The sequence below is a fragment of the Burkholderia sp. DN3021 genome (assembly GCF_049805555.1).
Lineage (GTDB): Bacteria > Pseudomonadota > Gammaproteobacteria > Burkholderiales > Burkholderiaceae > Burkholderia > Burkholderia pyrrocinia_C.
Window position 1 is genome coordinate 52,014 of record NZ_JBNCAB010000018.1, and the last position, 19,533, is coordinate 71,546.

The following is a 19,533-nucleotide window of genomic DNA, read 5'->3' on the forward strand; positions in this document are numbered from 1 at the left end:
ACCTCCTCCCCAATCACGCGCTTTTCCTCGTTGGTTAGCGTGGAGTCCTCATAAACGCGGTTGAAGGCGCTCCACAGGTTGATGATGTCGATCGTTTTCAAGAATTACCTGCCGTAGGTGATCAGCGGCTCGGCCACACGCTTCGCTTCGATCTGTTGAGGGGCCGATTTGCCCTTCATGAAGTCGTTGAACAGCTCCGCGCGGTCTGCCGCCTTACTGGTGGTTGACATTTGGGTGATCAGCTTCTTCACTTCGGGGTCATGGGCCGCTGCGAGCGCGTTCCTCTGCGCCGCTTGGCGGGCCGCGATGCCTGCCTTGTACGCCAGAGGGTTCTGGACGCTGCTCGTCGCCTCTGCAAGGGCCGGCGCGGACTGCGAGACCGCAGCTTGGACTGCCTGCGGGGGTGTCTTGGCGCCGTGGATGCCCTGCAGAGCCGCTTGGATGCCGTAGAAGTCCTGTTTGGGCAGGTTCCGGGCACCCGGCGTGAGCAGTTGGGCGATCTTCTGCCCCATTTCCGGGTTCTGCTGCGCGATCTGGGCCAGTGACTGCTGTACTTCCTTCATCCCCGGGTGGTCGACGTATGAGAGCAGCGTCTGCACCTGGGGCTTGTTGAAGTCGAGACCGCTGAACTGCCCGCTTCCGACCCGGTTTGCTGCTGCCTGCATCTCTGCCTGCGCTGCTTGGGTCTGCGGATCGGCCTGCATCTGCGCCTTCATGACCTTGGAGAACTCGGACATCTCTGCCGGGTTCCTCGGGGCGCCGAATTCGTTCGACATTCCGAGCAGGTACGTGGGGTCAGCGGACTGCGTTTCGGCTAGGGCCTGACGCTGGGCCATTGCAGTCTTTGCCTGCGCCGCTTGGGCCACTTGGACGGCCTTTGCTTGAGCTGCGAGTTCGGCCTGAGCCGGCGCTACGGCTTGCGCTGCTTGTGTGCGGAGCTGGGCACCGCCTTGGACGGCGTTCGCCATCGTCTGACGAGCTTGCGCCGCTGCTGCTGCCTGCTGCGCCGCGTTCTGGACCCGCGCCTGTTGGGCTGCGATCTGCCCGTTCTGGAGCACTTGGGCCGCTTGCGCCTGCCCCGCTGCTGCCTGCTGGCGTGCCTGCATCGCTGCGGCCTGCCCACGCCCAATGAACCCTTGGGCCTGCCGGTTGGCACGCTGGGCCTGCGCTGCTGCCACAGCCGCCTGACGGGCAGCGATGGCGCTCTGCGCGGACTGCGCGAGACCTTGGGCACTTTGGGACGCCTGGGACGGCCCGTACTTCCCGAGGAACGCCTCAGCCTGATCAGCTCGGCCGAGGGCGCTGGCGATGTTGCCGGTGCGATTCTCCCGACCCCCGAGCACGTTCATCACCGCAGTGCGGACGGACTTCAAGTTGAGGAGGTGGCCGGCGACAGGGACCAGTCCGAGGGCGCCGTTGTCGACAGCCGTGCGTGCGACCCCGAGCACCGGGTTGGTGTTAGCAGGGGTCGGCGCGGTCATCGAGAGCGCTCGCTGTCGCATCTGGATTGCATCCGCCACGGCATCGCCGTTGGGGAGTTGTCGCAGCGCGTTTACCTGCTCGTCGTTCATCCCACGGGCGTTGTTGAGCGCGTTGAGAAGCGCCGAGCGCTCCTGGGACGGGTCCGTCGTGCGGATGGCCTGTGCTGCCGCCTGCGTGTAACTGTTGGCGAGAGCGTTGGCATCTGCGGGGCCGAGAGGAGATCCGCCCTGGGTCGAGCGATTCTGGAGAGCCGACAGGCCCTTCACAATCTCTGCGTCCCGCTGGGCGTTACCAACGTCACCACCGGCCTGCCGCAGGAACGAAGAGGCCTTTTGGGCCTGCGTCGCTTCCATGGTGAGGCCGGGTAGCGTGCCACCGACAGCGCCTAGCGCCGCGTTGGTGGTGAGGTTGCCGGTGTCCACCGGACCGTCGTTGTGGCCCAGATAGTTCGCAGCCCCCTCGCCCGCACCAGCAGCCGCACCAGCGAGGACGCGAGCCGCCTTACTGGCTGTGGGGATGGCCTTGGCCGCTGCAATCGGGGCGCTGATGGGAACCAGGGCACCGCCGAGCTGGCCGGCCGTGAACGCGGTTCCGCCGTTCTGGTCCTGCTGCCGCTGCTTGAGCAGCTCGTCATCGTAGGACGTGCCGTTCTTCTGCGACTCGATCAGTGCAGCGAGCTTGTCGGCGCCTCCGAACGTCAAGGTATCTGCCAGGCCTCGAATGCCACTGTCCACCGCATGCACCGGATCGGCTACGATCTGTTGCCCGAGATGGACGAGGCCCTGCTTAGTGTTGTTGACCAGGCTCGCCGCGACGTCACCTGGATGGTTGTAGACCGCCTTGCCGAGGCTTACGAGGCTGTCGAGCGTCGATGGAGCCTTTGCAGATACCGGGGGGCCGACGCTGTCTGCCGTGCCCGGAACGGGAGCCGTAGGAGCGCCAGCAGCAGGCCGCTGGGGTGCAGCCTGCGGGTTTGCTTGGGGAGCACCTTGCGGGGCCGCTGTGGGACTCCCTGCGGGTGCCGGCGAGATCTGGCCGATCATGCCTTGGATCTGGTTAACGGCGTCGGCATCGTTGGCAGACTGCGCTGTCTGCAGACCCTTCTGAAGACGCGGCATAAGCGCGTCCGAGAGTTGCTGCATTGCGTCTGTGTCCTGCGCCGCCTGAGCACGCTGATAAGCGTCAAGGAGCTTAGGAGCAGGAACAGTGGACATGTCCCCAGCGTCGGCTCCAGGGGCATCGGCAGCGTTGGCGCTCGAAATGGGACCTCCTGAACCGCTTTGCCCTAGTGCCTGGGTCACGTACGCCTGGGAGCGCTTCGGCTGCGCTGCCTGCGACGAAGGCAACGATGCCCACGTCTTGCCGTCCTTCTGTACAGCAGCGCTGTAATTACCGTTCACCACGTCCTGCAGCGAGCCGTTCTGGTGCATCAGGTACAACGCACCGATGTCCTGGGAGCGCGGGCCGAAGTCCGGGAGGTTTAGGGCCTTCTGGATGTCACTCCAGGTGCCCTTCTGGAATTGGTAGGCACCCGCCGCAGACGTGGTGGACTGCTTGCCGTTGGTCTGGGTGAACGTCGTGGACGTTCCAGGGTGCTGGCTGAGGTCGTCGATGTGTTTGCCACCGAAGCCTACAGCGTAGGGGTTGCTCGCTTGAGCGGTCCCCTCTGCCGAGGAGAGCATGTGCAAGTAGTTCTGCACATTCGAGTTGTCCAAGGCAGCACTGAGTGTTGCTGTGAGATCGCTCAAGTAGTACCTCTTGGGTTATTGGATGTAGGAGGCTCCGTTGCCCCGGATCGGACTGGCCGAAGCCGCCCCGTGACTGCCGAGAACGCCCTCTGCTGCCTGCGAGATACCGCCGCCCTTCTGGGCACCCGCGTTGACGAGGCTGTGTTGGTAATCGCTGATCTTCTGGACGAACGGCATGTTTCGCTCGAGGAAGGACTTCCACACGGCGTCAGAGTCGGTCGACTTCGGGATGTCGGTTTCGAACTTGTCGAACATGCCCTGCGTGACCACGCCGGCCTTGACGGCCCCCTGCGCGAGCTGGGAGTCGACGCCGACACGGGCGAGGATCTGGTTCTGCGACCCATAGCCGGCAGCGCCCCCCACGGTCGGACTGAACGCAGCGGCCCGCTCTTGCCAGCTTCGGCCCTTGGTGACAATGTCGAGGGCCTGCTGCATGGTGTGGAGCGTCTGATCGGCCTGCATGGCCTTGGGACCTGCCTCGATAGCCGTGGCGCGGGCCTGCTGCGCCTCCTGGCCCTGCTGCTTCATCTGCTGGAGCATGATGGCCTTCGCAAGACCTGCCTGCGACTGCATCTGCACGCGACCAAGCAGGAAGTTCTGCACCTGGTCGTTAGGCATGACCTGCGGACCCTGGCCGGGGAGCTGCACCATCGAGAACGACCCGTCGGCCAGCGGTGTGACCTGCGGGGTGTTGAGACGGCGCTGGTTGTCGAGCGTCTTGTCGAACGTGTCGTTGAACGCTGCGCCCGCGCCGGCCAGCCCCTTCTGGAGGTTTTCACCGCCCATGAGGGCCGAGCCGGCTGCGAGCAGGCTGTTGTTGAGCGCCATCCTGGGGTCCGTGGCCTGGTGTTGGAACATCGCCTGGATCGGCGACATCTGCGGACCTTGGGAACCCTGCGGCGTCAGCATCGGAGGCTGGGCCTGGGGTGCCATTGCCTGAGCCACAGGGGTCTGCGGAGGTGTAAGGCTCGGATCGGCCATAGCAGCTGCGAGGTACGACGGAAGACCTGATTGGTCCGGGTATCCCGTCTGGAACCCGCGCATCGCCTGGGCGAGGTACGAAGGGAGCTGTGCGCCCCCATCGGTTAGGGATCCTGTATTAAACAAGCCCTCGTACTGGTCTGAGGTAGCCATTGGTTATCCGGTCGTGAATCCGTAGGAGTTACCGCCGCCGCTGTAATACGACGACAGGTCAGGAGTCTGGTAGCTCGGGCTTGCCGTGATAGCGCCAAAGGTTGGCGAGCCTCCCGAGTCCGAGTACCCGCCGAGTTTGCCAAAGGCACCCGCGCCCATCATTCCGCCACCAATGGCACCTTGGAGCGCCCCCCCGATCACCGACGGGCCGACCGAGGACACTGCAGGACCTCCCCACTTTCCGTTGATCACGTTCATGTACTGACCGATCAGGTTGAGCGGAGTGGTCTGGTCTTCCTGGAACTTCTGGTATGCGGCCTGGTCCTGGTTCTGCTGCTGGTTCTGGAACATCCCGCCGGCCGCGTTGAGCTGGTCGAAGTTGTTCCCGTTGGCCTGCTGACCGTTGAGGAGCGCCTGGTTACCCATCTGGAACGCTGATCCGACTTGCTGGTTGGCATCTAGGGCGTGCTGCTGGTTGGCGTTGTACTGGTTTTGCGCGGCCGCCATGCCCGTGTTGAACATCTGCCCTTGGATCTGCTGGGCGTTCGCGAGCATGTTCTGCTGCGCGTGCGACTGCATGATCGCTTGGGCTACGCCCGTGCGGGTCGAGTCGGTGTTCCCGGCGCCGGCCGCGTTGACCGCGAGCGTGGGGAGCTGGGACTCGTTGAGGTCCCGAGAAACCGAGAGGTTCGCGGCGTCGATCATGCCCTGCGTGGTCGAGCTGTTCGCGAGCTGACTGCCGGCGTCGATGAAGCCCTGCATCGGGTTTGCACCCTGCGCAGTGTTGAGCAGTCCCTGCGCATTCGCGCCGTACGCCGATCCGGCGCCGGTCATGCCCATGCCGGTGTTGAAGAACTGGTTGGCCGTGTTCTGGCCGTTGCCGTTTGCCCATGCAGCCGTCTGGTTTGCACCTTGGGTCTGGTAGGGATTCAGGCCGGCGACGCGCTCTCCCGAGTACGTGCCCATACCCTGGGCAGCGTGGAGTGCGTCCTGGGCGTTCTTAAACTCGCCCGAGATGTACGGCTGGGCCGCAGACCACGGGGAGTTCGCGGCCTCTGCGGCAGACTTCGCCGCATCCGCCTGATTACTCGAAGAGATCGAGCTGCCCACAGCACCGATGGCTGCAGCGCCTACCGTCGCAGCGGCAACGTTCATCTGCCATACGTTCATGGCTGGGCAAAGGATTTTGAGGAGCGTCTTGAGCATTAAGTACCTTGGTGTACAACCTCTCGGTCTCGTGCCACCCCAAGCGTTCGAAGAGACGCCCCATGTCGAGGTGCAACTTCGTACCCGTGAAGACCTTCTTGACGCCACGCGCCTTAAGGGTCTTCTCCACGTACTTGAACAACTTCACGCCAGTCCATCCCTGCCGGTACTCCGGGGAGATGTAGTAGACGTCAGTAAAGCCGTGGAGGTCGTTCTTGTAGTGGAGATGGGGCCGAACGATGGTGATGTGGTAGCCGACGATCTCGCCTGCCTCGCGGGCAGTCACGATGTGCAGCGCACCGGAATCAGCAAATGCTTCGTACGACTGATAATCCGGGGCCAGCTTGATGGAGTCGCGGTTGATTGCGATCTCCTCCCAATGCGCGGGCCACAGGACTTCCATCTCGGCCACAATGTCGCGCCACTGCTCTACTTGGTAGGTAATCACGGCTTTGAGGTCCGAATGTCCACGACCATGTGAATGCGGTCGCAGGGGGAGTTGTTGATGACTTCGTGCTCTTCGGCGTTCTGGAACCACCAGGTCTCTCCCGGTGCCATGTACACGTCCTCGTCGCCAGAGCGGAAGAACACGCCCGGGGCGCTCTGGAGCACCACATGGAAGCGGTCGTAGTACTCGGCATGAGCTGCCGTGTCCGCGTGCGGGAAGATGCGACCACCCGGGGCGATCTTGTTGATGATCACGCGTCCGAGGCGCTCACCGCCGACCCGAGCCATGAGGCCCATGACGATGGCACGCGCTTCCGGGAGGGTCTTGTAGACATCCTGGTCGACGCATTCGTGCTGATCGAAGGTCTCCATATGCTTCTTCAGGAGTTCCTCGGTCTCATGCACTGAGCGCGGCGGGAAGCGAAGGAGGATCGACTCGATCTGGCCGAACGGACCCTGGGGGTAGTCCCGCAGATACGTGTCTTCCTTCCAGATTTCCGGACGGCGCTGTATGGCGAGGTTCAGAGGGACCGTGTCGAGGCCGCTCGCGATTCGCATGAAGTTCTTCATTTACTCTCTCGTTTAAGGGGTGTTACGCCACTGCCGCGATCTGCTTTAGGGCCTCGTTGATGGCCGTGATCGATCGTTCGATCTTTTTGAGTTCTGCGTCCAGCCAGAGGGTCAGCGACTGACCCTGCGCCGGCGCGGACGTGCGGACGTAGTTGTGCAGTGGGTTGGAAAGGGTTACAGCCATGGTTACCTCCGGGACAGCGACTTGACCTCAACGTCCATACCTGAGATCTGGAAGTTGGAGATCGACGACGTGCTGAACTTGTAGGACAGGTACCGGCCCGAGACCATCATGTCGACCTTGTAGTCCGTTGCCGGGTTGTAGGTCGCCGTGGATCGGTACGTGGGGGTTGCCTCAGGGAGATCCGATGATCCGAACTGGACCGTGAAGGTCCCTCCGGTGTCGTCGAACGAGGCCTCGGGGATCGCGCACTGGACGGTCTTGTAGGAACGCAGAGGCAACCCTTGGACGGCCAGCGATACTCCGGTGCGCTCCACGTAGGCGGGCATCAGGGTCTGCGGGGCTGCTGGCAGGTTAACCAGGCCGATTGTCGGGAGGTCGATGGCATAGACGTATGTCGTCGACAGCGAGTGAGCCTGGTCGGCGATCCCGAGCATCACGGAGATCCGTGGGGTCCCACCGCCCGAGAAGGACGCATACGAGGTGTTGTACAGCGCGTAGCTCGAGGGGGTTGTCGGGAAGAAGTCAGAGACCAGCGCCGAGTTGACCTCGGTGCCCCCGACGATGTTCGGGAGGTCCATGAAGGACCAGGTGTCGTTCTTGTAGTTGTAGACCGCAGCCTGGTTGCAGAACTGTGTGCCGGCGAAGTTCGCCTCGTCCTGCAGCGTCGCGTAGCAGAAATAGATCAGCTTGGCAACCGGGTCATGCAACGTGAAGCAGGAGGTCTGCTTGCTGCGGTCCAGGGTGTCGAAGATCCGGCGGCGTACGCGGCCCTCGGCAAGCGACTGGCGGGTGAAGCCGTCGTGGACGTAGATGTCGTTGTCGCCGAACACGAAGTGCTTGCTCTCGACCTCTACCACGCAGTTCACGTTGACGACGCCGCCCTCGTAGGGGATGCGCCGCCAGTTCCAGACGTTGAGGTCGCCCGACGGCTCCATCATCCAGATCTCGTTCTGCGAGTAGATGAGGAAGAAGTTGCCAAGCGCGAGGCCGTCGCGGATCGGATCCTTCATGTCCCCGATGGTGTTCTCGCCGGACACGTAGTTGGCATTCGCCGGGTTCCATGCAACGGTCGAGACTAGGCTCGAGTACTGGATCGGGTTCGACCATTTAACGAGCGTCGGGAGCTGCTTTCCGTTTCGATTCATGCCGAGCGTGATGCAGTACCCAAGGAACCCCCGGATGACGTTGGGGAAGTCCGTGGCCGTCCAGTCGTTGCCCATCAAGCTGTAGTGCGCGTCCGTGGCGATGTTGCGCACGTACGGCAAGCTACCCGGGCGGGCGAGGAACGAGAGGCCTGCCACCTGGGCATGGCTCCAGGGGCTGTCGTTGGTCGGCAAGGTCCCTGACGTAGGCGTCGCAAACACCAGGGAACCATTGGGGTACGTGCGAACCGTACCGTCGTTGTCGGTCACGAAGACCGTCTCGCCGGCAACCGGATCCGAGTACGTACCGACGAATCGCGAGGTGTTCTCGGGACCACCTGAGGCAGACTCGTATACCGCCGTGTCGTTGGCATACGTGTCCGTATTTGGGTCGGTTGCCCACGTCAGCACCGTGTTGAGCGGGGCGAACAGCGGCTTGAAGACCGGTGCGCGTTGCACCTGGCCTTCGTTGAAGATCACGTTGTTGCCCGCCGAGAACGCGTTGGGCGGGAGATCGTACGGGCTGGAGTCGGTGATCACCCCCACGCCCCCGAGTTGACGAAGCGGGAGGTTAGCCATGGATTACGTCTTCATGATGTAGCAGAGCGCCAGATACGGCGGTAGGCAGGAGTGCGTATGGTCTCCAACCTGGTTGATCGTGTGGGTGTGACCGTTCGTGGTTACTCCGGATAGCACCGTGGCACCGGCCCCTGCAGCGACCGCGAGGTTCGACAGCGTGAGACTGGCTTGTGCCGAGTTCTCGGTGTGCGTGTGCGACCCGCCGAAGCCGGTGATCGCCGACCCGCCGACCTGCAGTGGGGGTACCGAGGAGCCGGCGCCCATAACGAAACTACCGCTGAGGTTCGGGGTGTTGTGCGTCCCGTCACACAGGACGTACCCCTGGGGAATCGCGGAGATTTGCCCGGACCACAGCACGATGGCACCCGAGGGGACCGGGCTGTTCAACTGGGCCGGGGTGGCCGTTACGGGGCCCGAGAGGTTCGGGAACGTATTCGTCAGCGCCAGCTTGATCATCCGAAGATGGTCGTCGGCCTGCGACACCGAGTCGGTGGACAGCGGGTTCGTGGGGACGAGCTGGTTGACGTACTGCGCGGATTCGATGCCCATGCTTACACCTTCATGATCAACGCCAAGGCGTAGTAGGGGTTGCGGATGTCGATGGCAGTGCCGCTACCGGTATTGCCAATCGATACGTTGTGGGCGTGGTTACCTGCCGCATCCATGTAGATGCCGGTGCCCGAGCCACCCGTGGTGCCATTGAAGGTCCCATCGTTGCCGGTGTTTGCCGAGCCGCCCGTGAGAGCGCCCGAGCCACTGCTGTCCACGTTCTGGGCGATAACCGTGAACGGGTGCGCGTGGCCCGGGTCATGCAGCGGGTGTGTGTGGTTACCTTGGGCATCCGTGCTCGCCGAGTGGCTGTGCGCGGGAAGCTGGGCCACGCTCAGGGCAATCTGGGAGTTGCCTCCCGTGTTACCCGTGGTGTACGAGAGACCCGACCCGACGATGAAGCGGTCCCGGAGGTCCGGAGGGGTGATCTGCCCGGTACCGTCCGAGCGATTGACAGCGACGCCGTTACACAGCGTCCAGCCGGCCGGGATCGAGCTGCCCGACCACATCGCGATAAGACCAACGGGGGTGCCGTTGCTCAGGTTTTCGTGCGTAGCCGATACCGCGCCCTTCACGTTCGGGAAGGTGTTCTTGAGGGTCGCCTTGATGAGAGTCAGGTGGCCCTGGGCCTGCGCGACCGCATCGGATGCCACGGGGTTCGTGACGACCAGGTCGCTGATGTAAGTGCCTGTTTCGAGTGCCATAGGGGACGTGCCCCTTGCGGGCACTTAGGGGGTTGGTGGAAGGAGGTGCGGAAGGAAGCGCTCGACCATGCGCTGCAGCGTGTAGCACATGGGTTCGCCCTGGCCCTGGTGGGCAGTGATTCCGGCCCAATCGAGGATGTCGAGGGAAGCGTGGGTGCATTCGTGGACGAGCGCCCCTGCCCCTGCCCCACGGGCAACCCAGATGACGAACGTGGACCCTGCGTTCCAGCAGAGGCCCTCGGTCTCGGGGTCGGGGCTGAAGGACAGGTCGTACTGCCTGGCCAGCCGGCGCATTGCGGCCGAATCTTGGGTGAAGAGGACCCTGCACCCCCAGGGGTCGGCCCGGTGTTCGTGGACTTTCTTCATGGAAAAGTTGTACAACTTTGGGGCACCTGGGGGGTACCTTTATGAAAATGGGGCCGGGTCATTTCTGGACACCCGGGGTGCCCCCAGGGGGGTCTGTGTTTTGGGCGGAAGACTCCCATTCAGGAGGTCTAACAACAACAACAACGCCGAGAGCTTTACCGGCTTTTTTGAAGTGCCCTGAAATGCCGCATGGGGGGTACATCCGGCAGCCAGATTCGCTGGGAAACCGGGGAGCGTTGCGCAACCCCTTGAATTCATTGACGTTACGTTAGATGGACTATCTAATGCGATGGAAACTGGAGGGAATCTAGAGGGATACGTGATCGAATCCCCAGGGGCCGCGCGGGTGTATCGGCGCCCTACCGTTTCGCGTGGCACACATACAACGCCACTAGACGGGGCTGAAAATACTTATGGTGTTTCGCGGGCCGCGTTGATCGAACGGTGGACGAAAAAATTTCTCTGGCCCTATTGTGCAATCTTGTACAACCCTGTTATAGTTCGTCTCACGCTGCAGCAACGCAGCAACAAACGAACAGAGGTGTACAGCATGGCACGAAAACTCATCAGAACCCTTGAGGGCGACCTGCAAACCGTGAAGGTGTACCGCGATTCGGAATGGAATGAATACGTGGTGTGCGTTGTGGGCAACCCGGACGCAGACTATTTCACCAATGACCGTGCGGACGCTATTGCAACCGCTGAACTGATGGCGGATGCCGCGTAACGACACAAGACACTGAGGACTACACACCATGGCACAAGCAAAGAACCCGAACGGCTACATCATTTATCGCGGCCCTTCCCTGCTCGATAGAAGACCGATCGTCGTCGTTGCAATCACGAAGAGCGCCAACAGCAAGACCGGCAATATGGTGCAAACGTATATCATGCGCGACGACATTAAACCGACTGCCGCATTGAAGACCGGCGATGACGCCAGCGTATGTGGGGATTGCAAGCATCGCCCGATTAACGGCGGGGCCTGCTATGTGACCGTGTTTCAGGGGCCTTTGGTCGTCTGGAAACAGGTTCAGAAAGGCGCGTATCCGGTCGCCACACCTGAGCAAGTGGGCGCGATGGTTGCCGGTCGTATGGTCCGTCTGGGATCGTATGGCGATCCGATGGCGGTCCCTGCGGACGTGTGGCAAGCCCTGACGGCGCAAGCTAGTGGTATGACTGGTTACACCCATCAATGGAGAAACAAAAGCATTGACGTTGTACAACGCAATACTGTACTATCTTTAACCATGGCGTCGGTTGATAACGCCAGTGAAGCAAAGCAGGCGAAAGAATCGAACCTGCGTTACTTCCGAATCCGGACGGCCGACGAGCCTGTCGCGAAGGGTGAATTCATGTGCCCTGCTAGCGAAGAGGCCGGTATGCGCAAGACATGCGCAACCTGTGGTGCGTGCAATGGCACGGATTCGAAAGGGAACGCGAAAGCGTCGCCTGTGATTATCGTGCATGGCCCTACTGCGTCGCGTTTTGCGAAACAGAGGGCTTTGGTTTAACCGTCAGTTGTACAACACACTGCTATTCTGTACAGCATGAAAACCAAAAGAAGAGTATGCGCCGTGTCTCATTCGGTTATGGGGCACGGCTGACAAACGGACGCAATACCCGGGCTTTTGTCCGGGTTCGTAATCAGCATATTTGAGGAGCTATACATGTTCGGCACCTATCGCGGAATCCGCATCAAAAAGACCGCCCAGACGTATCAGGCAGTAATCGCCGGCCGGGTTCGTTGGGGAACCCTTGCAGAGCTGCAAGCGGACATCGACTCACACCTGAGGATCAACCATGCGTGAATCGCAAAAGATCGAACGGGCCTTTGCGGGCGCCATTGCCGGCGCAGTGAAGACAGCGACCGGCCGCGTTATCGCGGTTGAGGTAACACTCATCAATCGCGAGCAATTCAGCGTGCTTTGCGATGGAGTCGCGGCACTGAATGAGGCGACCAAGTTTCTGTCATGCGTCGACACGCTCACGCTCGAAAGTATTGAACTCGACGCGGCAATCGGCGCTATCGCTTTCTACCGTTTCAAGTGAGGTCTCTATGACGCTCGAACAGATTGTTAACGCACTGCAAATCCTCCGGGCCGCTTGCGGCACCACTGGCGCAACGTACGAAAACGGACAGTTTCACGCACATTAGGTGACGCAATGAGCACACAGCAAATGGGGGTCGTTGAAAAGGCACGGATACAGGCAGCATGTAACAGACTCGCTGCACTTGACGCACTGCCCTGCGATACCTTGGAAAAGGTCGCGGCGCACTTCATGGCCAATGCGAGTTGTGAGGAAATCGACAGCTTGCGCGGGACCCTGCGAATCCTTTTCCATGCCGTCAAAAACCGTGAGGCAACGACCCATGCTTAATACTCTGGAATCCTACAGAGAAGCCGGCCGGCAGTGCGCCATCGCTCGTAATCAGAAAGACGAGATGCGGGCGCGGCATTGGTCGCAATGGGCAACGCATGCCGGACGTCTGGAGACCCCTGAGGATCGCCGAACGGCTCGCGAAGAATTCCAGAGCGCCTACAGGGAAACACGAACCCCCATAGCGGGCGAGCTACTTTGACCGAACGAACGCACACGACAGAACCCTAGCCTAACCCGCTGGGGTTTTGTCGTATGCGCTCGCTGTTTGTGCGCCTGCCTGCCTTGGGGTTCCCATGGCGGGCCGGTTGCGCTCGCCTATGCGGATGTACGCGCCCATATGTCGACACTTACGAAAGCCAGTGTCGGCGCGGGTTCGCGCATGCGTTGCGTGTGCTTTGCCGCGTCCGCTGTAGGCCGTTTTAACGGCTCGCACGGATGCGCCCTTGCCTACCCCTTACCACGCCGCATGAGCGGCTTTGAGAGGCTGTACGGAATCTTTTGAATGCATTCACCCTAAACCGCCATACAGGCGCCCTGACGGGTTGAGGAGAAACACCCTCACCTACCCCCTTAGGCTCGCCGAGCGAGCGGCTACAGGAGCCTATGCGGCAGCGTGGCGCCGTATCGGCGCGGGGCTGGCATGGTCTCGCCTGTGTACCCCAGAGGGGCCGGCGTGCATCCGAATCAGGGGGTGGTGAGCCGAAAGAATGCCCCTGCGGCGGCACAAGGCTGCTGAGGGGCTTCTGGGTGTCCAGGGAAAACTGGAAAATTTGGCTGCAGGGCTGAAAAAGGTTTGGAAAATTTCCCACCGGATTTTGCCGGGGCCTTTCGCAGTCCGAACTTTTTGACTCGAGCGTGTCCTCTCGGGAGCGAGAGAGAATGCCTGGTTACGGTAGGCTACCGGATAACCAAGAGGACACGCTCGAGTCCCATGCCTTGCGCATGGTCGAGGCCTCGGCGTTGCACGGAGGTCTTGGGGACTCCCCTGCGCCAATCTGGCTAGGCGGGGAGGATCCTGTCGACATTACGCCCCCGACAGTCAGGGCTTCACAGCCACACGCACTTCCTCGCATGCTGAGGAAGGCCCGGTGGACGTCTGTGTCTCGTTACATCCACACCTTCGCCAGGCATTCGAACACCCTGCTCAGTGTCCAGCGAACCCCGAAGAGGGCCAGCTTGAACGGCATTAGGATGTAATCGATGATGGTGGCGATGCCCATCAGCAATCCCCTGAGAACCCCCGGCATTACCAGGGCAATCAGGACGAGTGCTAGCAGGATGTGTGTGGTTGTCATGTTTGGCGCTCCCCGTGGTGCTGCCGGGAGTCTACGCTCGGCCCAACGCTACGGATAGACATTGCACCACACAGTGTTGTGTTGTACAGCAAAAAGGAGCCAAAGGAGTTCCGCAAGACTCTTAGCGGCACCTGCCCATACCCTGGCGATCTGCTTAGATCGTTGCTGTTGGTGCTGAGATTCACCAGGGTCACCTTATGGTGGTCCTGAGGAACTCCTTTGGGTCCTAAGGTTGTCCTATAGGGTAAAACCTATACAACAACCTTACTTCTATCTTATAGGAATCCTATAGATCCCTTGGGGTCCCTTAAGAACCCCCCTACCCCCCTATGAGGGTCTTCTTTCGTAAGTGTCGACTAATTCGTGTTGGTCTATTTCATGGTCGTGGTCTCGTACCTGGTCGCCACCCAGGCGGGTATCGGCGTGTTGCTGAGGGACGCGGTCCCTTCTTTCGTAAGTGTCGACTAATTCGCATCTGGCGGAACCCCCGGTAAATCAAGGGGATGTATTTAGTCGACGCTTACGATAGACGAGGCCGCGCTGGTCTCCGCCGATTTTTTGTACAACATTGTGTTGCACGACGCATACTTGCCTGATAAGATGCCTCTTCCCTGATGCATCGCCTACACGGAGCACCACATGAACCTGATGGACCTCGATCTGAACTACGCACGCCAGGCCGAACTCGAGCAATCGATGATCGAGCGCGGTCAGCAGCGTTACGTCGACCAAAACGAGCGAGCGCTGCGCGACGGCGATGTGGCCCGCAACCAGGGCAAGCTGTTCGCCCAGGCATTCCAGAAGTCCGTGGTCGCCATCGGTGCGGCTGCGCTGGCCGAAGCGGCTAAGGGACGCGGTCGCCCCGCCCCGCACGCTGCGGCCCTGAAGTCCATCGATCACGACCTTCTGACGGCGATGGTCCTCAAGATCCTGTTCAACACTGCGTCGTCCGAGTGCCCCGAGATCATCGAGGCGGCTCTGGCCATCGGCTTCGAGTGCGAGGCCGAGATCGCCGTGCAGAAGCTCGCCGAGCAGGCCAAGGCGACAGACGACAAGGAGCTGAAGAAGCTGGTCGGCCGCAAGGTGACGTCGGCCCGCGCCGGCAAGCTCAAGGGCGAGGCGATTCTCGAGGCTGCAGGATTCCAGGAGAACAACGACGCGCTGGTCAAGTGCGGCATGGGCCTGATCAACGTCGTCCTGCCGGCGCTCGACATGTTCGATCTGGTCGAGGGCAACGAATTCGAGGGGTCGTCGAGCCTCCGTTTCACCGAGGCCGCACAGGCTGAGATGGACGGGATGGCCGAGCTGCAGCAGTGGATGCACCCGGTCTACCAGCCGATGGTCACCCGCCCGAACCCGTGGACGGACTTCAGCACGGGCGCGTACAACGACCCGCGCGTGGCCAAGACGGTCCCGCTGATGGTCACCCTCAACCGCAAGCAACGCCGCGAAGTGGACGCTGCCGCGAGAGCGCAAGCGCCGTTCGTCCGTGCCCTTAACGCGGTCCAAGACGTACCTGTGCAGATCAACGCCAAGGTGCTCGACGTGCTGGAGCACTGCTTCACGGCAGGCATCGCGGTCGGTAAGGTCCCGGGTCTACCCGTGGCCATCCCTGCGGACCTGGACGCGAAGCAAGCGATCAAGCTGCGCAAGGACAACGGCGCGGCGCGAGCCAAGCGCAACGCGATCCGGTCTGTGATCGCCGAGGCCCGCAAGTACGTGGGCACGCCTTTCTACCAACCCCACACGCTCGACTGGCGCGGCCGCGTATATGCCCGCCCAGGCTTCAATCACCAGCGTGCCGACTTCGCGAAGGGCCTGTACGAGCTAGCCAACGGCGAAGTGCTGAACGACGACGGCGTCTACTGGCTCAAGTGGCACGTCGCAACGACAGGTGCGTTCAAGGTTGACGGCCAGTCGGTCGACAAAATGCCTCACGACAAGCGCGTAGAGTGGACCGAGGCGAACCTGTGGCTCGTCCGCGCGGTTTCCGAGGACCCCATTGGTAACCTCGAGCTGTGGAAAGACGCCGACAGCCCCTTCTGTTTCCTCGCCGGCTGCATCGCGCTGCAGGACTACTTCGCGAACCCCGAGACGTACGCCTGCCACATCCCCGTGGCGGTGGACGGTTCGTGTTCCGGCCTGCAGCACTTCAGCGCCCTGCTGCGTGACCCCGAGGGTGGTTCCTACGTGAACCTGCTGCCTTCTGAGCTGCCCGGTGACGTGTACGCTGAGGTCGCCAAGCTGGTGAAGCCGCTCGTCGAAGCTGACATGAGCGACCCCGAGCTTGCCGGCCATGCCGCGAAGTGGCTGAAGTACGGCATCGACCGCAAGGTGGCGAAGCGGGCCACGATGACGTTCGTTTATGGGAGCAAGCAGAAGGGCTTCGCCGACCAGCTCGTCGAGGACATCATCGACGTGGATGGCAAGGGCCGCGAGATTTTCGGCACCGAGTGGTCCGAGCAGGTCCCGGCGGCGCACTACCTGGCCGCGCACATCATGGCCGCAGTCAAGGCGACCGTGAAGGCAGCAGCGGACGCGATGGAGTGGCTGCAGAAGGTCGCCGGCATTCTGGCGCGTCACAACGTGCCGGTGCGTTGGATCACCCCGCTCGGCCTGCCGGTCGAGAACGCCTACTACAAGCCGAACACGAAGCGCGTGCAGACCACCCTGTGGAACCGTGCGCTCAACGTGCCGACCACGTACACCCCGAAGGTCACCGTCGGGTTCACGAAGGACCTGCTGGAGCACAAGCAGCGCAACAGCATCGCACCGAACTTCGTCCACTCGCTGGACTCGGCGCACCTGATGAGCGTCGTCCTGAAGTCGGTCGACAACGGGATCCGCGACTTCCTGCTGATCCACGACTCGTTCGCGGCGCTGCCGAACCAGATGCCGAAGTTCAACGCGCTGATCCGGGACGCGTTCGTCGAGCTGTACGCAGACAACGAACCGCTCGAGGTGGTGCTGTCGAACGCGGTCGAGGACCTGATGGCCTTGGTAGCTACCTGCGAGGACGCGGACGGCATGAAGAAGCTGCAGAAGTCTATGCAGGATCTCGGCAAGCTGGGGATCCCGGCGAAGGGCACCCTGAACCTGGAGGACGTCAGAAAGTCCGCCTATGCATTTGCCTAATTGCTGTACAACACAACACCAAACAGAGGCCCCATGTGGGCCTTTGTGCATTTAATCGACACTTACGAAAGAAGACCCCGTGTGAATTCACTGCGGGTATTTAGTCGACGCTTACGAAAGAAGCCCGCAGTTTTTTCTTGTACAACACACTGTTGTACACCATCACACGGATTTGGAAATGGAACACCGCGCACTCGACACCCACTTCGACGATTTCGTCGGCGGCGACCCCATGCCGCTCGACGCAGCAGTTGGCCTGATGGCCCGAGGTTTCGACCTCAACACCCTCGAGGGCCGCGTGCCCTTCGACCCCTACTTCAACGACTGAACACTATACGAGAAACATGAGCAAGAACATCACCACGCCGAAGGGCTCCGCTGGCTACCTGAACCTGTTGGTCCCGGACACGCGCTTCGATCCGGAAGGCAAGTACAAGGCCAGCGTGACGCTGCCGGATGCTGAGGCAGCGAAGATCATCGAACTCTGCAAGGAGGAAGCGATCGACGAGCTGGGTCCGAAGAAGGCCGCGAAGGCCAAGATGCCCGGTAAGGAGAACGAGGACGGTACGGTCACGTTCACCTTCAAGAGCAAGTCGAAGCCGAAGCTGTTCGACGCGAAGGGCAACCCGATCCGCAACACCTCGTCGGTGGAGCGCGTCGGCGGCGGCTCGACGATCCGCGTCAAGGGTTCGGCGAAGGCCTACGAGAATGGCGCGAACATCGGCGTCACGCTCTACCTCAACGAGGTCCAGCTCATCAAGCTCGTCGAGTTCGGCGGTGGCTTCGAAGCGGTCGACGACGAAGACGGTTTCGTGGCTGACAACACGCCGGCCGCAGCGGAAACGTTCGACGGCGGCGAGGCGCCTGCAGAAGACGGCCCGGTGGACTTCTGATGATCCACCCCCGCCGCTCCAAGGCCTCCTGGTTTGCGAAAAAGAACCAGGTGGTCAAGGTGAAGGCGAAGCTGCGGTCGGGTCTCGAAGACAAGATCGCGGCGCAGCTCGACGAGGCAGGGGTCGCATACGAGTACGAGAAGCTCAAGGTCCCGTACTCGATCCCACACACGTACAACCCTGACTTCCGACTGGCGAACGGAATCATCATCGAAGGCAAGGGACTGTTCACGTCCGAGGATCGCACCAAGCACCTCGCAGTCAAGAAGCAGCACCCCCACCTCGACGTCCGCTTCGTTTTCACCCGTAGTGCCTCCCCCCTGTACAAGGGTTCCAAGACCACGTACGGCGGCTGGTGCCAGAAGCACGGCTACAAGTACGCCGACAAGCTCATCCCCCCTGAATGGTTAGCAGAACCAAAGAGATAGAACTGACGTGACCCAAGAAGACAAGATCCTGAAGCACCTGCGAACCGCAGGGAGCATCACCCAGCGCGAGGCCCTGATGGACCTCAGCATCCAGTCGCTGACCCGGCGCATCACGACGCTGCGCGACCGTGGCTTCAACATCCACGGTGTCCCGAAGATCCACCCGCTCACCCGCCAGCGCTACATGCGCTACGTCCTGGGCACCCCGGAGCGCCACGCGATCAAAGGGAGCCGCTGATGGCACGCGTCAAGCACACCAAGAACGGAAACGTAAAGGTCCTGCTCGACGCTGACGAGGCCGAGGCACTGCGCACCCTCACGCGCTACGGCCCGGGTCTCCTGGAGCGCCACGAAGGCGTCCGCACACGCGTGCTGGACGTCCTGGACTGCATCGACGTCGCCATGTGCGAAGCAGGCATCACTGCCGCGCTATAGCGGCACCTACGAGCGAGAGAGAGAGCATGCAACACCGGTTTCACTACTCCGGCGAACACATCTTCATCAAGCAGACGACGCTGGACGACGACGCGACGTGGATGCGCGTCCTAAGCGAGTTCGCGGACTACCTCGGGGCCATCTACGGCTACTGCGTCAAGGACAAGATCATCGTGAACGTGGGCGGCGAATACGTGCCGCTGCGCCAGCAGATGGTCGACGAGGCCATCAACGAGGCCTTCTGATGAACATCCGAATCCACCGCAGCGACTTCACGTTCGAAGACTTCACCGGGGTCGAGAAGATCGCAAGGAGTTGGAACGACGACCTGCTGATCACCCTCGACGATCCGAACTCGATCTATGGGTCATCCGACCGAAGCGTCAGCGTGTTCGGTTTGACGAGCATCGAGATACGCGTCCCATGACCCTCAACCAGAAGTTCGTGCAGTACCTGATGTCCTCATACCTCTACTACGAGGAGGGCCGTAGCGTGCTTTCGGACACTGAGTTCGACGCGCTCTGCAAGGAACTGCTCGAGCGCTGGGACGAGATCACTCACCGCCACAAGGACCTGACCACCAGGGAGGACCTGGAGGCCGGCACAGGGTACGCGATCAAGTACCCGTCCATCGTCGTCGGCGCGGCCCGCCACTGGTGGTACGCGAATAACCCGCAGGTCCTCGAGGCCCGCAAACCAACTAAGAGAACCCGTGCAACACGAAGAATCCCACCTGATTCGCAAGGGACCCTGTGACAACTGCGGGTCGAGCGATGCAAACGCGCTGTACTCGGACGGACACACCCATTGCTTCTCATGTGGCCACTTCGAGAACGGCGACGGTGAAGTAA

The 19,533-nt window shown here is 61.5% G+C and carries 25 protein-coding genes; 14 read left to right on the forward strand and 11 right to left on the reverse strand.

The window, feature by feature from the left end; translation table 11 throughout:
• Positions 1-104 precede the first annotated feature (104 nt).
• From ACPUER_RS11920 to ACPUER_RS11965, 10 genes are all read right to left on the reverse strand, one after another.
• Complete coding sequence (locus ACPUER_RS11920) at positions 105-3,230, reverse strand: hypothetical protein (protein ID WP_425131181.1); 3,126 nt, start codon at positions 3,228-3,230, stop codon at positions 105-107.
• 15 nt (positions 3,231-3,245) lie between these two features.
• Positions 3,246-4,139, reverse strand: a complete 894-nt coding sequence (locus ACPUER_RS11925) for a hypothetical protein (protein ID WP_425131182.1) — start codon at positions 4,137-4,139, stop codon at positions 3,246-3,248.
• A 228-nt stretch (positions 4,140-4,367) separates the two neighbouring features.
• A complete protein-coding gene (locus tag ACPUER_RS11930; RefSeq protein WP_425131183.1) occupies positions 4,368-5,519 on the reverse strand; it encodes a hypothetical protein in 1,152 nt (383 codons plus the stop codon).
• Positions 5,449-6,018: a GNAT family N-acetyltransferase gene (locus tag ACPUER_RS11935; RefSeq protein WP_425131184.1), complete on the reverse strand. Its 570-nt coding sequence runs from the start codon at positions 6,016-6,018 to the stop codon at positions 5,449-5,451. The genes ACPUER_RS11930 and ACPUER_RS11935 overlap by 71 nt, the downstream gene beginning before the upstream one ends.
• On the reverse strand, positions 6,015-6,587 hold the full coding sequence (locus ACPUER_RS11940; RefSeq protein WP_425131185.1) for an aspartyl/asparaginyl beta-hydroxylase domain-containing protein: 573 nt from the start codon (positions 6,585-6,587) through the stop codon (positions 6,015-6,017). The genes ACPUER_RS11935 and ACPUER_RS11940 overlap by 4 nt, the downstream gene beginning before the upstream one ends.
• Positions 6,588-6,609: 22 nt before the next feature.
• On the reverse strand, positions 6,610-6,771 hold the full coding sequence (locus ACPUER_RS11945; RefSeq protein ID WP_301819506.1) for a hypothetical protein: 162 nt from the start codon (positions 6,769-6,771) through the stop codon (positions 6,610-6,612).
• A 2-nt stretch (positions 6,772-6,773) separates the two neighbouring features.
• Positions 6,774-8,492 (reverse strand): hypothetical protein, encoded by a 1,719-nt coding sequence (locus ACPUER_RS11950; RefSeq protein WP_425131186.1) that lies wholly within the window; start codon positions 8,490-8,492, stop codon positions 6,774-6,776.
• A 3-nt stretch (positions 8,493-8,495) separates the two neighbouring features.
• Positions 8,496-9,041 carry a hypothetical protein gene (locus tag ACPUER_RS11955; RefSeq protein ID WP_425131187.1) on the reverse strand — a complete coding sequence of 182 codons (546 nt, stop codon included), beginning with the start codon at positions 9,039-9,041 and terminating at the stop codon, positions 8,496-8,498.
• A 2-nt stretch (positions 9,042-9,043) separates the two neighbouring features.
• Positions 9,044-9,745 carry a hypothetical protein gene (locus tag ACPUER_RS11960; RefSeq protein ID WP_425131188.1) on the reverse strand — a complete coding sequence of 234 codons (702 nt, stop codon included), beginning with the start codon at positions 9,743-9,745 and terminating at the stop codon, positions 9,044-9,046.
• A 24-nt stretch (positions 9,746-9,769) separates the two neighbouring features.
• On the reverse strand, positions 9,770-10,111 hold the full coding sequence (locus ACPUER_RS11965) for a hypothetical protein (RefSeq protein ID WP_425131189.1): 342 nt from the start codon (positions 10,109-10,111) through the stop codon (positions 9,770-9,772).
• A gap of 550 nt (positions 10,112-10,661) precedes the next feature.
• Between ACPUER_RS11965 and ACPUER_RS11970 the strand changes: the two genes are divergently transcribed.
• The 5 genes from ACPUER_RS11970 (at position 10,662) to ACPUER_RS11990 (ending at position 12,493) form a co-directional block, all read left to right on the forward strand.
• The gene (locus ACPUER_RS11970) at positions 10,662-10,838 is read left to right on the forward strand and encodes a hypothetical protein (RefSeq protein WP_425131190.1); all 177 of its coding nucleotides are present in this window, start codon (positions 10,662-10,664) and stop codon (positions 10,836-10,838) included.
• A 28-nt stretch (positions 10,839-10,866) separates the two neighbouring features.
• Positions 10,867-11,625, forward strand: coding sequence for a hypothetical protein (locus ACPUER_RS11975; protein ID WP_425131191.1), 759 nt, complete (start codon positions 10,867-10,869; stop codon positions 11,623-11,625).
• 156 nt (positions 11,626-11,781) lie between these two features.
• A complete protein-coding gene (locus tag ACPUER_RS11980; RefSeq protein ID WP_425131192.1) occupies positions 11,782-11,922 on the forward strand; it encodes a hypothetical protein in 141 nt (46 codons plus the stop codon).
• The gene (locus ACPUER_RS11985; protein WP_425131193.1) at positions 11,915-12,163 is read left to right on the forward strand and encodes a hypothetical protein; all 249 of its coding nucleotides are present in this window, start codon (positions 11,915-11,917) and stop codon (positions 12,161-12,163) included. The genes ACPUER_RS11980 and ACPUER_RS11985 overlap by 8 nt, the downstream gene beginning before the upstream one ends.
• A 114-nt stretch (positions 12,164-12,277) precedes the next feature.
• The gene (locus tag ACPUER_RS11990) at positions 12,278-12,493 is read left to right on the forward strand and encodes a hypothetical protein (protein ID WP_425131194.1); all 216 of its coding nucleotides are present in this window, start codon (positions 12,278-12,280) and stop codon (positions 12,491-12,493) included.
• A gap of 1,109 nt (positions 12,494-13,602) precedes the next feature.
• Here the strand turns inward: ACPUER_RS11990 and ACPUER_RS11995 are convergent.
• Positions 13,603-13,791: a hypothetical protein gene (locus ACPUER_RS11995; protein ID WP_425131195.1), complete on the reverse strand. Its 189-nt coding sequence runs from the start codon at positions 13,789-13,791 to the stop codon at positions 13,603-13,605.
• Positions 13,792-14,430: 639 nt separating this feature from the next.
• On the opposite strand from ACPUER_RS11995, the gene ACPUER_RS12000 reads away from it, so the two are divergent.
• The 9 genes from ACPUER_RS12000 (at position 14,431) to ACPUER_RS12040 (ending at position 19,438) form a co-directional block, all read left to right on the forward strand.
• Positions 14,431-16,926, forward strand: a complete 2,496-nt coding sequence (locus ACPUER_RS12000; RefSeq protein ID WP_425131196.1) for a DNA-directed RNA polymerase — start codon at positions 14,431-14,433, stop codon at positions 16,924-16,926.
• 178 nt (positions 16,927-17,104) lie between these two features.
• On the forward strand, positions 17,105-17,254 hold the full coding sequence (locus tag ACPUER_RS12005; RefSeq protein ID WP_425131197.1) for a hypothetical protein: 150 nt from the start codon (positions 17,105-17,107) through the stop codon (positions 17,252-17,254).
• A 16-nt stretch (positions 17,255-17,270) separates the two neighbouring features.
• Positions 17,271-17,819 carry an ssDNA-binding protein gene (locus tag ACPUER_RS12010; RefSeq protein WP_425131198.1) on the forward strand — a complete coding sequence of 183 codons (549 nt, stop codon included), beginning with the start codon at positions 17,271-17,273 and terminating at the stop codon, positions 17,817-17,819.
• Positions 17,819-18,247, forward strand: coding sequence for a hypothetical protein (locus tag ACPUER_RS12015; protein WP_425131199.1), 429 nt, complete (start codon positions 17,819-17,821; stop codon positions 18,245-18,247). Before ACPUER_RS12010 ends, ACPUER_RS12015 begins: the two co-directional genes overlap by 1 nt.
• Positions 18,248-18,254: 7 nt before the next feature.
• Complete coding sequence (locus ACPUER_RS12020) at positions 18,255-18,485, forward strand: helix-turn-helix domain-containing protein (RefSeq protein ID WP_425131200.1); 231 nt, start codon at positions 18,255-18,257, stop codon at positions 18,483-18,485.
• A complete protein-coding gene (locus ACPUER_RS12025) occupies positions 18,485-18,682 on the forward strand; it encodes a hypothetical protein (RefSeq protein ID WP_425131201.1) in 198 nt (65 codons plus the stop codon). The genes ACPUER_RS12020 and ACPUER_RS12025 overlap by 1 nt, the downstream gene beginning before the upstream one ends.
• Before the next feature lie 26 nt (positions 18,683-18,708).
• Positions 18,709-18,927 (forward strand): hypothetical protein, encoded by a 219-nt coding sequence (locus tag ACPUER_RS12030; RefSeq protein ID WP_425131202.1) that lies wholly within the window; start codon positions 18,709-18,711, stop codon positions 18,925-18,927.
• Positions 18,927-19,109: a hypothetical protein gene (locus ACPUER_RS12035; RefSeq protein WP_425131203.1), complete on the forward strand. Its 183-nt coding sequence runs from the start codon at positions 18,927-18,929 to the stop codon at positions 19,107-19,109. Before ACPUER_RS12030 ends, ACPUER_RS12035 begins: the two co-directional genes overlap by 1 nt.
• Positions 19,106-19,438, forward strand: a complete 333-nt coding sequence (locus ACPUER_RS12040) for a DNA ligase LigA-related protein (RefSeq protein WP_425131204.1) — start codon at positions 19,106-19,108, stop codon at positions 19,436-19,438. The genes ACPUER_RS12035 and ACPUER_RS12040 overlap by 4 nt, the downstream gene beginning before the upstream one ends.
• The last annotated feature ends 95 nt before the right edge of the window (positions 19,439-19,533 follow it).